Here is a 13,931-nt window from a genome sequence, read left to right as displayed (position 1 = left end):
GATTCTGTGAGCGAACTCATTCGCGTACCTGACATCGGCAGCGGTGAAGGTGAAGTAATTGAACTGTTTGTGAAGGTCGGCGACCGTATCGAAGCCGACCAGAGCATCCTGACGCTGGAATCGGACAAGGCGAGCATGGAAGTGCCCGCGCCGAAGGCCGGTATCATCAAGAGCCTGAAAGTGAAGCTGGGCGATCGCCTGAAAGAAGGCGACGAACTGCTGGAACTGGAAGTCGAAGGTGCCGCTGCGGCCCCTGCGGCTGCCGCTGCACCGGCGGCCAAGGCTGAAGCCAAGCCGGCTGCTGCTCCTGCAGCTGCCGCCCCTGCTGCTGCGCCGGCTGCCGCCAGCGTTCAGCAAGTGCACGTGCCGGACATCGGTTCGTCGGGCAAGGCCCAGATCATCGAGATCCAGGTCAAGGTCGGCGACACCGTCGCGGCTGATCAGTCGCTGATCACCCTGGAATCCGACAAGGCGAGCATGGAAATCCCGTCGCCTGCCGCTGGCGTGGTCAAGGCCATCAGCGTCAAGCTCAACGACGAAGTCGGCACCGGCGACCTGATCCTGGATCTGGAAGTGGCAGGTGCTGCGGCACCGGCTGCCGCCCCGGCCCAGGCTGCCGCTCCAGCTGCTGCAGCTGCACCGGCACCTGCAGCAGCTCCGTCTGCACCGGTTGCCGACAGCGTCCAGGACATCCACGTTCCGGACATCGGTTCGGCGGGCAAGGCCAAGATCATCGAAGTCCTGGTCAAGGCCGGCGACACCGTTGTGGCCGACCAGTCGCTGATCACCCTGGAATCCGACAAGGCCAGCATGGAGATTCCATCGCCAGCCGCTGGCGTGGTGGAAAGCGTTTCCATCAAGCTCGATGACGAAGTCGGTACCGGCGACCTGATCCTCAAGCTCAAAGTCAAAGGCGCTGCCCCGGCTGCTGCGACCGCACCTGCCGCTGCTGCTCCGAGCGCACCTGCTCCAGCCGCTGCTGCTCCTGCCGCGGCCGCACCGGTTGCTGCCCCGGTCGCTGCTCCAGCCAAGCCTGGCGCAAAAGTTCACGCCGGCCCTGCCGTGCGTCAACTGGCCCGTGAGTTCGGCGTCGAGCTGAGCGCCGTGGGCGCCAGCGGTCCGCACGGTCGCATCCTGAAAGAAGACGTGCAGGTTTACGTCAAGGCCATGATGCAGAAGGCCAAGGAAGCACCGGCCGCTGCTGGCGGCGCAACCGGTGGCGCGGGCATCCCGCCGATTCCGGTCGTGGACTTCAGCCGCTTCGGTGAAATCGAAGAAGTGCCGATGACCCGCCTGATGCAGGTCGGTGCTGCCAACCTGCACCGCAGCTGGCTGAATGTGCCGCACGTGACGCAATTCGATTCGGCGGATATCACCGAACTCGAAGCGTTCCGTGTTGCCCAGAAAGCCGTTGCAGAGAAGGCCGGCGTCAAGCTGACCGTCCTGCCGTTGCTGCTCAAGTCCTGCGCACACCTGCTCAAGGAACTGCCGGACTTCAACAGCTCGCTGGCACCAAGCGGCAAAGCGATCATCCGCAAGAAGTACGTGAACATCGGCTTCGCCGTCGACACCCCGGATGGCCTGCTGGTACCGGTCATCAAGAACGTCGACCAGAAGAGCCTGCTGCAACTGGCTGCCGAAGCCGCTTCCCTGGCTGAAAAAGCCCGGACCAAGAAGCTTTCGTCGGACGAGATGCAAGGCGCCTGCTTCACCATTTCCAGCCTCGGCCACATTGGCGGCACCGGCTTCACGCCGATCGTCAACGCGCCGGAAGTGGCAATCCTCGGTGTTTCCAAGGCCACCATCCAGCCAGTCTGGGACGGCAAAGCCTTCCAGCCGAAACTGATGCTGCCACTGTCGCTGTCCTACGATCACCGTGTGATCAACGGCGCCGCTGCTGCACGCTTCACCAAGCGTCTGAGCGACCTGCTGGGCGACATCCGCACCATGCTCCTGTAATACCGACCGGCCCTCCTTCACCGGAGGGCCGATCGCGTTCCACGTTTCCGAGCGCCACGCTCGTACCTCAACCCCGCCAATTTGGCGGGGCTTTTTTTGCCTGAAGTTATTGTTTCAACACCTTCCTACATTTGTGGCTGATATCGCCCACAACTTGAATCCATTTCTGCCGAGTATTTATTCAGGCCAAATAATTAGTCTTGGCTGAACACCCAATTACATCCGAAATAACCAACTTCCTGATTAACTGGCAGCGAATGGACTCAAGTATGCTAAAACCAACTGTCGGCCCGATTATTGGCCACACAACAACTAATCACGCGCGTATTCTTGTACGCGGCCAAGCGCAAAACAGTGCACCCGTATTTGCCGGAATTCGTTACCGGCAATCCGGGCATGAACAATGGCTTAATAGTGTCTTTGCAAGGCTGACATACCTGCAGGACATGTCCGATGTCATTGTTCTCAATAACCTGGCAGCCGATACCGAGTACGAATACCAGGCCGGCTGGTTCAGCACCCAGAGTACCGAACACACCGCGGATTTGCTGCAGGAACTGCCGCTGCAATGGCCACCAGAACTCTATCGCTTGCGCACCCGGTCTGGCGCCGCCGGTACACCACAAGCCTATTTCGTCGGCTCATGTCGTTACCTGCGGATGACAGCTGGCATCCCGTCGGCACCACAACAGGGTGACCGGATATTTGCCTCGATGGGACAACTGGCAGAGCAAGCCGACCCACCGGTCAGCGCAGTACTGATGACTGGCGACCAGATCTATGCCGATGACTTGAATTTTTTTGCGCCTGACCGCGAATATCAGCAAATACTCGCAAAATACCATGCGGCTTTCTCCCAGCCGCATATTTCCAGGTTAATGGCCAATGTATCGACTTACATGATCCTCGACGATCATGAAATTAAAGACAACTGGCCGGACAAAAAAAGTTCGACCGACGAGGACTTATACAAAAACGCCATCACTGCATATGAGTTATATCAAGCCAGCCACAGCCCGGCATTTGAATTACTTGACGATGGCCGGATCAGCCGGATTCCGAATCACTACTGGTATCAGTTCACCGATGGCGATATCGAATGGTTCGTCACCGATAGTCGCACTCGGCGCAACTTGTCCGCCGATGATCGACGCATGATTGATGCCGAACAGGAACATGCCTTGTGCCAATGGCTGATCAACAGCCCTGCCCGGGTCAAGCTGGTGGTTACCAGCGTGATGTTCTTTCCCGACGCCAAACAGGATGGGAATGACGCTTGGGCCGGATTTTCCGGGCAACGGCTGCGGTTGCTCGAGTTCATTCGTTCACACCGGCTGAAGAATGTCATTTTCGTTTCCGGTGACATCCACGCCTCCTTGACCAGTCGACTGACCCACAGCGAAGACCCGGACTTCGAAGTGCACACCATCGTGTCGTCGCCATTGTGCAACACCAAACTGCTGCCCTATGCCAGTCAATCCAGCTTTATCCTCGACCGGCCACTGGCACGGAACGCTGCTGGCGAATATCGGCAGGAATTGACCGGCAAAGTCATCAGCCAGGATAACTTCGCGCACCTGGTCATCGATGCAGAGCGCATTCAGGTGAATTACCACGATCGAGATGGCAAGTTGCTGCAATCGACAGGCATTAATTTGCGCTGATGGCAAAAAAATCACAGCCTTCGAGACGCCCCCCCTCAAGGCTGTGGCCTGATCAATAGCCATACTTTTTTGGGAAACTGCAGAAATCTTCGAGCCTGCCGACATATTCTTATAGCACTTAGCCTTCATCTCTCTTGTCAGTCGGTGTCGCAATGATGCAACCTTGCCGCAGGCAACAGTAAAGAGGGCGTGAGCCCAGCGCGTTCAGCATATTCGAAGCGAGTTTCCCTCCATGAAAAGCCAACCCGATGCCGCCAGCCGTATGGTGGCCGAGGTAGTGACGCAGTTGCCTGTGCCCTCGCGGCTCGGCATGCTGCGTTTCGAACGGCTTAATGAACCCAGCTGGGCGCTCCTGTTTCTCGACCCCAATTGCGAACGCCAGTTCGGCCTGCCGGCCTGCCGGCCGTGGAGCTGTGTGCACTGGTGGGCTCGCCCTACGCCAGCCTGATGGAGCCGGAAGCGCGCTATCAACTTCATGATGCGGTCCAGCACCAGCTGACTCAAAGCACGCATTACCTGATCCGCTACACCCTGCACACGGCCTCCGGCTCCCTGAATCTGCTGGAACTGGGCGAAGCCTACAAACAACACAATCGCCACCTGTTGCGCGGCTACTTGCTGGTCATTGACGGCCTGTACGAGGATGACCCGCTGCAACCGGCCCTGGATCTGGAAACCCGGAACTCGCGCCTGCAAATCGCCCTGGAGCTCAATCAGCGCGCCCAGCAGGAGCAGCTGCTGCATCTGGACCGGGTGCGCGCCCAGCAGGACCTGATCCTGCTGCTTACCCGTCAGCGCTACAGCAGCAACAACTCCTTGCGCGAAGCCGCCGAGCTGATCACCCGCAGTGCCTGCGACATTTACCAAATCGACTGCGCCAGCCTGTGGAGCCTCGAAGGTTCGATGCTGGTGCCAATCTCGGCCTATCACCGCACGAATCAGGAATACCTGCTGCCGCAGCCGATCGACGTCAGCGTGTTCCCTGATTACCTCGACGCCCTGCACACCGGTCGCGCCATCGACGCCCATAACGCCATGCACGACCCGCGCACCCGGGAGATGGCCGAAAGCCTGCGCCCGCGCGACGTGAACGCAATGCTCGACGCCAGCATCCGTGTCGATGGCCAGGTGGTTGGCGTTTTGTGCCTGGAGCAAATCGGTGCCACCCGTGCCTGGCAGTCGGATGAAATCGCCTTCGCCGGCGAACTGGCCGACCAGTTCGCCCAGGTCATCAGCAACCACAACCGGCGAACCGCTACCAGCGCCCTGCACCTGTTCCAGCGTGCGGTCGAGCAAAGTGCCAACGCCTTTCTGCTGGTCAACTGCGACGGCGTGGTGGAGTACGTCAATCCGAGCTTCACCGCAATCACCCAGTACTCCACCGAAGAAGTGCACGGTCAGCGCCTGTCGGAACTGCCAGCCCTGGAAAACCTCAGCGAACTGCTGTTCGACGCGCCCTCGGCACTGGCCAAGAGCAACAGCTGGCAGGGCGAATTCAAGAGCCGCCGGAAAAACCTCGAACCCTACTGGGGCCAGTTGTCGATCTCCAAGGTTTATGGTGACAACCGCGAGCTGACCCACTACATCGGCATCTACGAAGACATCACCCAGACCAAGCTCGCTCAGCAGCGCATCGAGCGCCTTGCCTACACCGACAACCTGACCAATCTCGGCAACCGCCCGGCGTTCATCCGCAACCTCGATGAACGCTTCGCCCGCGACAGCGACGCGCCGATCAGCCTGTTGCTGGTGGACATCGACAACTTCAAGCGGATCAACGACAGCCTCGGCCACCAGACTGGCGACAAATTGCTGATCAGCCTGGCCCGACGCCTGCGCAACAGCCTGATCCCGAGCGGCAGCCTGGCGCGATTCGCCAGTAACGAATTCGCCGTGTTGCTGGACAACAGCGACCTCACGATGGGTCAGCAGGTGGCCAATCAGTTGCTGGCGACCCTCGACAAACCGATGTTCGTCGACAACCAGTTGATCAGCGTCACGGGCTCCGTGGGTCTGGCCTGCGCGCCGCTGCACGGGCGCGACCCGCAAACCCTGATGCGCAACGCCGGGCTGGCGCTGCACAAGGCCAAGGCCAACGGCAAACATCAGGTGCAAGTGTTCACCGAAGCGCTGAACGCCGAGGCCAGCTACAAGCTGTTCGTCGAAAACAACCTGCGCCGCGCCCTGACACAGAACGAACTCGACGTGTTCTACCAGCCCAAGCTATGCCTGCGCAGCGGCCGCTTGCTGGGCATGGAAGCATTGCTGCGCTGGGATCATCCGGAAAAGGGCATGATCCGCCCGGATCAGTTCATCAGCGTCGCTGAAGAAACCGGGCTGATCATTCCGATCGGCAAATGGATCGCCCGCCAGGCCTGCCGCATGAGCAAAGCGCTGACCGCCGCCGGCCTGGGCAACCTGCAAGTGGCGATCAACCTGTCGCCCAAGCAATTCTCCGATCCGGACCTGGTGGCCTCCATCGCCGCCATCCTCAAGGAAGAAGCCCTGCCGGCTCATTTGCTGGAGCTGGAGCTGACCGAAGGCCTGCTGCTGGAGGCCACCGAAGACACCCACTTGCAGCTCGACCAGCTCAAGCGCCTGGGCCTGACCCTGGCCATGGACGACTTCGGCACCGGTTACTCGTCGCTCAGTTACTTGAAAAAATTCCCCATCGACATCATCAAGATCGATCGAAGCTTCATTCACGAAATCCCGGACAACCAGGACGACATGGAAATCACCTCCGCGGTGATCGCCATGGCCCACAACCTGAAAATCAAGGTCGTGGCTGAAGGCATCGAAACCGCCGAACAGTTATCGTTCCTGCGCCGTCACCGCTGCGACGTCGGCCAGGGCTACCTGTTCGACCGTCCGATCCCGGGCAATGAGCTGATCGAAAAGCTCAAACGCTACCCGCGTGGCCCAATCGCCTGACAGACACAGAACCTGTGGGAGCGAGCTTGCTCGCGATAGCGGTGGATCAGTCGACATTGATGCTGAAAGTTATGCCCTCATCGCGAGCAAGCTCGCTCCCACAAGAGTAGTGCGTATCTGGCCGGCATTGGGCACACTGGCAGTCTGTTTATTTACAACCCAACCTGACTGAGAGGACTGATCATGGTTCTGCGCTCGGAAATTCTGGTGAACAAAAACGTGCTCCCTACTAAAGAACAAGCTCTGCCTGGCCGCGAAACCGCGATGACCCTGCCTGAAAAGCACTTTGTGTTTAAAGACACCCCCTTGCTCGGCCCGTTCTTCGAAGATGTCGACTTCGCGATCTTTGGCCTGGGCTGTTTCTGGGGTGCGGAACGCCGCTTCTGGCAGCGTGAAGGCGTGGTCAGCACCGTGGTGGGTTACGCCGGCGGCTTCACGCCAAACCCGACCTACGAAGAAGTCTGCTCGGGCCTGACCGGCCACGCCGAAGTGGTGCTGGTGGTGTATGACAAGGCCAAGGTCAGCTACCAGGAGCTGCTGGCGATGTTCTGGGAACTGCACAACCCGACTCAGGGCATGCGTCAGGGCAACGACATCGGCACCCAGTACCGCTCGGTGATCTACGCCACCTCGCCTGAACAACTGAAAGCCGCGCTCAAGAGCAAAGAAGCGTACCAGGCTGAGCTGTCCAAGGCCGGCCTCGGTGAAATCAGCACCGAAATCGACCAAGCCCCGACCGTCTACTTTGCAGAGACGTATCACCAGCAGTACCTGGCCAAGAATCCGGAAGGCTACTGCGGGATCGGCGGTACAGGCGTGACCTGCCCGATCTGATTACTGTAGGAGCGAGCTCGCTCGCGAAAAACCAAAGGGCGCCGCTGGGCACCTGGTTTTACGCGTTAACGTTCACGAACATCGTCGGAACGCCGCCCGGAGCTAGTTCGCTCCTACAGATCAACTCTCGGCAATCAACCAATCCATCCGCCACCCACCCTGGGTCTGTCCAAGCTTCTCGGACAACCACGGCAGCAGCTCACGCAACTCTTCCTCCAGCCCCCACGGCGGATTGGCAATCGCCAACCCGGAGCCATTCAGGCTGTTCGGCGTATCCAGCGGATGCACCAGCAACTCCACCCGCAACAACTTCGGCGCACCGGTACCGGCCAGGTCCTGGTAGAAACGACGCAGCGCACGCTGATCCTTCACCGGGTACCAGATCGCCGCCACGGTCTGGCGCATCCGGCCAATCGCTTCCTTGAGCGACGCGGCACAACGCTGCATCTCGTCGAGCTTCTCGAACGGCGGATCGATCAACATCACCGCACGCTTCTCCGGCACCGGCAGCAAGGCCCGCGACACATGCCAGCCTTCGCCCAGGTGCACCTTGACCCGACGATCGCCGGCCATGTTGTCCTTGAGCAGCACACCGTCTTCCGGGTGCTTCTCGTTGAGCAACACACGGTCCTGCGGGCGAGTCAAACGTCGCGCCAGCTCCGGCGACCCCGGGTAATAGCGCAACTGGCCATCCGGGTTCATTTCGTGCAGCACCTGCATGTAATCAGCGGTCAGGATCGGCAGATCCGGTTGCCCCCACAAACGCGCAATGCCTTCCAGATACTCACCGGTACGGCTGGCCTGGTCACCCTGAAGGTCATACAGACCGATGCCGGCGTGGGTGTCGAGATAGGCAAACGGCTGCTCCTTGCGCGACATCAGGGCGATGAGGCGGGTCAAGGTCAGGTGTTTGAACACATCGGCGTGATTGCCGGCATGGAAGGCGTGACGATAATTCATGGTTGCTCCTGCGAAGGCCGGGAAGTTTACCTTTTACCGGCCGGCAAGTCAGGGGTTGGCGACTGAGCGGACACTTCAAGCATTCATAGCGGCAACAAGCACACACCATCACTCGACAAATTCAGAAGCGCCTCACAACAGGAAGACTCCCGAACCGGCAAACCGGTGTGATAGCGTTCTTTGTCGAAAAGAGCAAAGGACGCACAAATGACCATTCGCTACGCAAAGATTGCAATGACCCTGGCGCTCGCCGCATTCGCCTTCATGACCGTGTTCAACAACATCACCGACTACGGTTCCAACTTCAACTTCGTCCGGCATGTGCTGAGCATGGATACCACCTTCCCTGACAACGCCGCCCGGTATCGCGCAATTGATCTGCCTTGGGTGTGGCATGGGGCTTACTGGCTGATCATCCTTGGCGAAGCCATTACCTGCGGACTTCTTGGCTACGGCGCACTACAGCTCTGGCGCTCGCGGTCAGCCGGTGGGCATGAGTTCAGACAGGCCAGGAAGTGGGCCGTAGCGGGTTTGACGACCGGGTTTTTCGTGTGGTTTTTCGGCTTCATGGTTGTTGGAGGTGAGTGGTTTCTGATGTGGCAATCCGATATCTGGAATGGTCAGGACGCAGCCTTCAGGTTCTACATGGCAATACTGGGCGTGCTGATCTTTCTGAATCAGCCCGATACCGATCTTGACTGATCCCCAATAAAAAAAGGCCCGCAACCATCGGATGCGTGCCGTCTTCTTCAATCAGCAAGCTAATGCCTCGCTGAAAGCCTCATTTGTTCAACCTGAAATCCTTTTCCGCCGCGGCGAATCGCTGCAGCGTGCCCGCAGACGGTGCGCCCAATTTACTGACGATACAGATCGTCAGGCTGGCGAAGATGAAGCCCAGGTTCTTTTGATCTTGTGGCGACGCTTATGCCGCCGCTGCAGGCCCCGCCCGCAACCGCCGCCCAACCACATCCAGCACATCACAGCCATCGCGCAATGGAATAGCGCAGAGCAAGGCGAAATCACTGAGGATGAACGACTCGCACTCGATCGAACCGCGCATGGACAGGTTCTCAAGCACTTGGGTGACTGCGCGGATTCTGTAGTTGGCAGCGTCGGTGAGGATGTCGAGTGGCGCCTGGGTGTCGACGAACAGGGTGGGCATATCGGTGCAGTTGCTGGTCAATGCCATGAAGCGGTTGTCGGGATGGGGGATTGGTTTTTCGTAGGGTGGGTCGGGGTGAATTGTTTTCATTAGTAGCTCCCAAAGATGGATCGGAGCTGCCATCAGCCTTCCTACAGGCCAGGGTGGCAGCTAAGCGCGGGGTAGGAATATCGAGACCTTTGGGAAAACCCGACCACGCCGAAGCGTGCCCGCGCATAGCTGCCGCAACTGATCTTACGGACGCATGTAAACGACCGCAAACCAAGTATTGACGCTAAGTGCTTCCCATCGGTCTTGAGAGGTTCCTACACCCCACCACTGAATGGTCAGTGACCGCCAAAGACTATCGATGGAACTCACATCGCACCACTTCATGAAAACCGCTACGTTTTGAAGGAAACGTCCGAGGACCTTGCCCGGAAAATTCGCAGCACCCCCCAATCAATCAAAGTTGATTTGAGACTGTTGCGCTCAAGCTGGGTAAGTCGTTGAAGGATAGTGTTAATCACTAAGGCATCCTCCCAACCCACCCGACAGGAAAGTGGCATGAAGAATGGGCACGCCAACCAAGTTGGGTGCCCATTTTTTGTGGAGGGAAGATTATTTGAGTCGATCTGATCTTCATGAAGACTTTAACTATATCCAATCAGCGGCTGCACCAACGCCACCGAACAACAAAAGCAATCCACAAAGAATCAGCACCCCCCAGCGCCAAATGACAAGCTTGCGCTTAAGTGAAGTAGGAAGACTATTTAGGTCGTCAGCACTTAGAGTGCCATTGTTAATATGACGATCAGGGAACGCGACAAGTGCTGCGATTCCCGCAATCAAATGCAAGTGGCCCCATGCACCGAGACGCCGATAGTGAGATAAAGCCATGACCGCAGTACTGTTTTTCAGATGTTTTAGCATCACGTCAATCTTGGTGTAGGACAAGTAAAGTGCAAACCCCATCCAAATAAATATCATCAGCAGGACCGCGCCACCGAAAACGCCGAAAATCAATTTTGCCGGGGTCATTAATTCATCTCGTAAACGATGTCGCCAAACAACTCACCAAGCCCGCTACCCACTGCGCCGCCTACTAACGACCCAGCTGTCACCACCACCACGCCACATACTAAGGCTCCAACTCCTGCCGTAGTCACGCCGACCGCGATGCAAATCCCACCAACTGTCTTAGCGGTTAAGGCTGTACCTATTACTGCGCCGCCTGCGGTTCCACCGGCAAAACTCCCCGCTTCAGTAAATTTAACTCGCTTGCAAGCCTCGGTATTTCCCGCCGAACACACATCTTGCACTTTCATCGCCGACGCCCCTCCACCGGCCGCAGTGCCGACCCAGCCACCGTACTTGAGGTACTTGGAAGCCCCGGCCACACCCTCAAGGTGAGTGGCGTATCCCGGCATCTGCCCTACGCCACCGGCTTCAGTCCAGCGGTGAACCAGGCTGGGAGGCGAGAGGAACATTGCACGATTCAAATTGGGGTGGTGTGGGAAACCGATACCTTTGCGCGTCAGGCTTGTCAGGTGACTATCGAGTTGAGCGAGCAGCTTTTGGCGCTCTGCCAGAAACGTCGGTGAGCTCAGGTGGCCATCGCGCAGGAATGAATGCTGATGCAGCGCTTCCATTTTTTTCAGGGTGTCGATGACGTTATCCAGATTGTTTTTGAGAATACTCGCGCCAATGCCGATTGCGGTCGAGCCATGGCCCAGGAAGGTCTGGATGGCATCACGGTGCTGCACCATGAAATCCGCCTCTTCCGGGCTGAGCGTTTCAAGTATCTGGTTGGTCTTGGCCGCCACATCCATGAGCAAGGCTTCTTCACGGGTGCATTGGTAGTTGTTCGGGTCGCTCAGCACGACCATCGAGCCGGCTTTGACGTCGCCCAGGTTGGGGTTCAGCAGCTTGAATTTGCCCATCACCGCCGGGTCGCGCAGGGTGAACAATGAGGCCTCAAGTTGTTCGCGGGTGGTGCTTTTTGGAACGATGTAAAAGCCGGGCTCTACAGCCTGTGCACTGTTGTCACGCATTGGCACGGGAGAGCTTGGTGCAGAGGCGTAGCTGGATGATCGTGACGCGGCCGGAGCACTGACTGCGGCGGGCGAAGCCTGCGCAGTGGTGGTCTGCATGGTGTGTGGTTCCGTACTGCGGCTGGACTCGTACTTCGCCGTGGACTGCGATGGGATCAGCCCGGCTTTGCAAGGGCAACTACTGAAGCTATCCAGCGATCCCGCCACCATCCTGCCGCTGCTTTTGATGTATGAAACACCGCCAGTGATGACGTAGGTTTTATTGTTTTTTCCGCAGGAAACCCTATCCCCGTCGCGCGCGTGCGCGAAGCCAAACATCGTGATGTGCGTATCGGCTTCCAGAACTTTGCCACCGCAGGTGGTCTTGTCACCTTCACGAATGAAGTATCCCTTTGCCATTGCTGATTTCCCTCTCTACAGGCGCCTCACTCATGGGAAACGCGCCACTGCTAACGATGGGTAACACCGACTCGGAATGAGTGGGCTAACGCAAAGTACGTGGGCAGAGAGGAAACTCAAGACGGCCGAGAAAATCAGGAAATTTCTCACGACCAACACTGAAAAGGACCACGGATACTGGGGTACCAACACCAGCTACCCGCACCAGGCGTGCAAAAAAAAACGGCCCGCACCATAAAGCTGCGAGCCGTTCTTTTATCAGGGATGGGAAGCACTCCCCCCATCACTCATCACTTGTTCAGACGATAATCACGCTCTGCAGCCTCAAAGCGCTGGAACATGCCGGCAGTCGGCGTGCCCATCTTGCTGACGAAGTAGATCGCCAGGCTGGCGAAGATGAAGCCCGGGATGATTTCGTACAGGCCCAGCAGTTCGAAGTGCTTCCAGACGATCACGGTGATCGCGCCGACCAGGATACCGGCCAGTGCGCCGTTGCGGGTCATGTCTTTCCAGATCACGGAAATCAGTACGACCGGACCGAATGCGGCACCGAAGCCGGCCCAGGCGTAGCTCACCAGGCCCAATACACGGTTTTCCGGGTTGGACGCCAGGGCGATCGCCACCAGGGCAACCAACAACACCATGGCACGACCGACCCAGACCAGTTCCAGCTGCGAAGCGGATTTACGCAGGAAGGTCTTGTAGAAGTCTTCGGTCAGGGCGCTCGAGCACACCAGCAACTGGCAGCTCAGGGTGCTCATCACCGCCGCCAGAATGGCCGACAGCAGGATACCCGCGATCCATGGGTTGAACAGGATCTTGGCCAGCTCGATGAACACACGCTCGTGGTTCTCGGTGACTGCGCCAGCCACGTCCGGGTGTGCCGAGAAGTAGGCGATACCGAAGAAGCCCACAGCCACGGTGCCGCCCAGGCACAGGATCATCCAGGTCATGGAGATGCGACGGGCGTTGGCAATCGATTTCACCGAATCAGCCGCCATGAAACGCGCGAGGATGTGCGGCTGACCGAAGTAGCCCAGACCCCAGCCCATCAGCGAGATGATGCCGATGAAAGTGGTGCCCTTGAGCATGTCGAAGTTGCTTGGATCTTGCGCTTCGATGGCCAGGAAGGTGGTGTCGACACCACCGGTTGCCAGCAGCACGATGATTGGCGTCAGGATCAACGCGAAGATCATCAGGGTGGCTTGTACGGTATCGGTCCAGCTTACAGCCAGGAATCCGCCGATAAAGGTGTAGGCAATCGTCGCCGCAGCACCGGCCCACAGCGCCGTCTCGTAGGACATGCCGAAGGTGCTTTCGAACAGACGGGCACCGGCCACGATGCCGGAAGCGCAGTAGATGGTGAAGAACACCAGGATCACGACCGCGGAGATGATCCGCAGCAGGCCGCTCTTGTCTTCGAAACGGCTGGCGAAGTAGTCCGGCAGGGTCAGTGCATCACCGTTGTGCTCGGTTTGCACACGCAGACGGCCGGCGACGAACAGCCAGTTCAGGTAGGCGCCGACGATCAGGCCGATGGCGATCCAGCTTTCGGAAAGACCGGACATGTAGATCGCGCCAGGCAAGCCCATCAACAACCAGCCGCTCATGTCGGAGGCACCGGCGGACAGTGCAGTCACGACGCTGCCCAGGCTGCGACCGCCCAGGATGTAGTCGGAAAGGTTGTTGGTGGAGCGATAGGCCATCAGGCCGATCAGCACCATTGCTGCGATGTAGATCACGAACGTGATCAGGGTTGGATTGCTTACGCTCATTAAGTTACGCCCTGGCTTTGTTTTTATGTAGCGGCGGCTGGTGAACCGCTCGCAAACGCATACGTTTGACAGACGATTCGGATTCCCGCGCATTTATGACTGATGTTTCCCCAGGAAAGCCATCAGCCGGAGCACCCGGTTTCTGTCCGGGTTGCACCTTTGGCGCGAATGCTATTCAACAAAGTAAATATGGTGCAACCTGTTTCTTGAG

General features: G+C 58.3%; 9 protein-coding genes and 2 pseudogenes. 5 read left to right on the top strand and 6 right to left on the bottom strand.

Going from position 1 to position 13,931, the window contains the following annotated elements; all coding sequences use genetic code 11:
• The first annotated feature begins 6 nt into the window (after positions 1-6).
• The 4 genes and pseudogenes from aceF (at position 7) to msrA (ending at position 7,391) form a co-directional block, all read left to right on the top strand.
• The gene (gene aceF, locus KSS91_RS02840; RefSeq protein WP_217837000.1) at positions 7-1,959 is read left to right on the top strand and encodes a dihydrolipoyllysine-residue acetyltransferase; all 1,953 of its coding nucleotides are present in this window, start codon (positions 7-9) and stop codon (positions 1,957-1,959) included.
• Positions 1,960-2,228: 269 nt separating this feature from the next.
• Positions 2,229-3,623, top strand: coding sequence for an alkaline phosphatase D family protein (locus KSS91_RS02835; RefSeq protein WP_217838355.1), 1,395 nt, complete (start codon positions 2,229-2,231; stop codon positions 3,621-3,623).
• A gap of 232 nt (positions 3,624-3,855) precedes the next feature.
• Positions 3,856-6,557 (top strand): annotated as a pseudogene (locus KSS91_RS02830) (putative bifunctional diguanylate cyclase/phosphodiesterase).
• Between the two features lie 183 nt (positions 6,558-6,740).
• Complete coding sequence (gene msrA, locus KSS91_RS02825) at positions 6,741-7,391, top strand: peptide-methionine (S)-S-oxide reductase MsrA (RefSeq protein WP_217836999.1); 651 nt, start codon at positions 6,741-6,743, stop codon at positions 7,389-7,391.
• Positions 7,392-7,511: 120 nt separating this feature from the next.
• On the opposite strand, the gene KSS91_RS02820 is transcribed toward msrA, so the two are convergent.
• Positions 7,512-8,351 (bottom strand): 23S rRNA (adenine(2030)-N(6))-methyltransferase RlmJ, encoded by an 840-nt coding sequence (locus tag KSS91_RS02820; protein ID WP_217836998.1) that lies wholly within the window; start codon positions 8,349-8,351, stop codon positions 7,512-7,514.
• Between the two features lie 207 nt (positions 8,352-8,558).
• Here KSS91_RS02820 and KSS91_RS02815 point away from each other — a divergent pair, with 207 nt between their 5' ends.
• Positions 8,559-9,053, top strand: coding sequence for a DUF2165 family protein (locus KSS91_RS02815; RefSeq protein ID WP_007971825.1), 495 nt, complete (start codon positions 8,559-8,561; stop codon positions 9,051-9,053).
• A 79-nt stretch (positions 9,054-9,132) separates the two neighbouring features.
• On the opposite strand, the pseudogene KSS91_RS28685 reads toward KSS91_RS02815, so the two are convergent.
• From KSS91_RS28685 to putP, 5 genes and pseudogenes are all read right to left on the bottom strand, one after another.
• Positions 9,133-9,246: pseudogene (locus KSS91_RS28685) on the bottom strand (sodium:solute symporter family transporter); the annotation flags it as partial.
• Positions 9,247-9,273: 27 nt separating this feature from the next.
• Positions 9,274-9,603 (bottom strand): hypothetical protein, encoded by a 330-nt coding sequence (locus tag KSS91_RS02810; protein WP_217836997.1) that lies wholly within the window; start codon positions 9,601-9,603, stop codon positions 9,274-9,276.
• Between the two features lie 546 nt (positions 9,604-10,149).
• Positions 10,150-10,533, bottom strand: coding sequence for a hypothetical protein (locus KSS91_RS02805; protein ID WP_217836996.1), 384 nt, complete (start codon positions 10,531-10,533; stop codon positions 10,150-10,152).
• Positions 10,533-11,945, bottom strand: a complete 1,413-nt coding sequence (locus tag KSS91_RS02800) for a PAAR domain-containing protein (RefSeq protein ID WP_217836995.1) — start codon at positions 11,943-11,945, stop codon at positions 10,533-10,535. The genes KSS91_RS02805 and KSS91_RS02800 overlap by 1 nt, the downstream gene beginning before the upstream one ends.
• 290 nt (positions 11,946-12,235) lie before the next feature.
• On the bottom strand, positions 12,236-13,720 hold the full coding sequence (gene putP, locus KSS91_RS02795) for a sodium/proline symporter PutP (protein WP_015093176.1): 1,485 nt from the start codon (positions 13,718-13,720) through the stop codon (positions 12,236-12,238).
• Positions 13,721-13,931 lie beyond the last annotated feature (211 nt).

The sequence above is a fragment of the Pseudomonas azerbaijanorientalis genome (genome assembly GCF_019139795.1).
GTDB lineage: Bacteria > Pseudomonadota > Gammaproteobacteria > Pseudomonadales > Pseudomonadaceae > Aquipseudomonas > Aquipseudomonas laurylsulfatiphila.
The sequence above is the reverse complement of the archived record's forward strand: the minus strand, read 5'-3'. Positions and strand labels throughout refer to the sequence as shown.

Bases quoted from the DNA above. Each gene is read 5' to 3' on its own strand.
- KSS91_RS02835 (WP_217838355.1), top strand. From the start codon at position 2,229: ATGCTAAAACCAACTGTCGGCCCGATTATTGGCCACACAACAACTAAT.
- msrA (WP_217836999.1), top strand. From the start codon at position 6,741: ATGGTTCTGCGCTCGGAAATTCTGGTGAACAAAAACGTGCTCCCTACT.
- KSS91_RS02820 (WP_217836998.1), bottom strand. From the start codon at position 8,351: ATGAATTATCGTCACGCCTTCCATGCCGGCAATCACGCCGATGTGTTC.
- KSS91_RS02815 (WP_007971825.1), top strand. From the start codon at position 8,559: ATGACCATTCGCTACGCAAAGATTGCAATGACCCTGGCGCTCGCCGCA.
- KSS91_RS02810 (WP_217836997.1), bottom strand. From the start codon at position 9,603: ATGAAAACAATTCACCCCGACCCACCCTACGAAAAACCAATCCCCCAT.
- KSS91_RS02805 (WP_217836996.1), bottom strand. From the start codon at position 10,533: ATGACCCCGGCAAAATTGATTTTCGGCGTTTTCGGTGGCGCGGTCCTG.
- KSS91_RS02800 (WP_217836995.1), bottom strand. From the start codon at position 11,945: ATGGCAAAGGGATACTTCATTCGTGAAGGTGACAAGACCACCTGCGGT.
- putP (WP_015093176.1), bottom strand. From the start codon at position 13,720: ATGAGCGTAAGCAATCCAACCCTGATCACGTTCGTGATCTACATCGCA.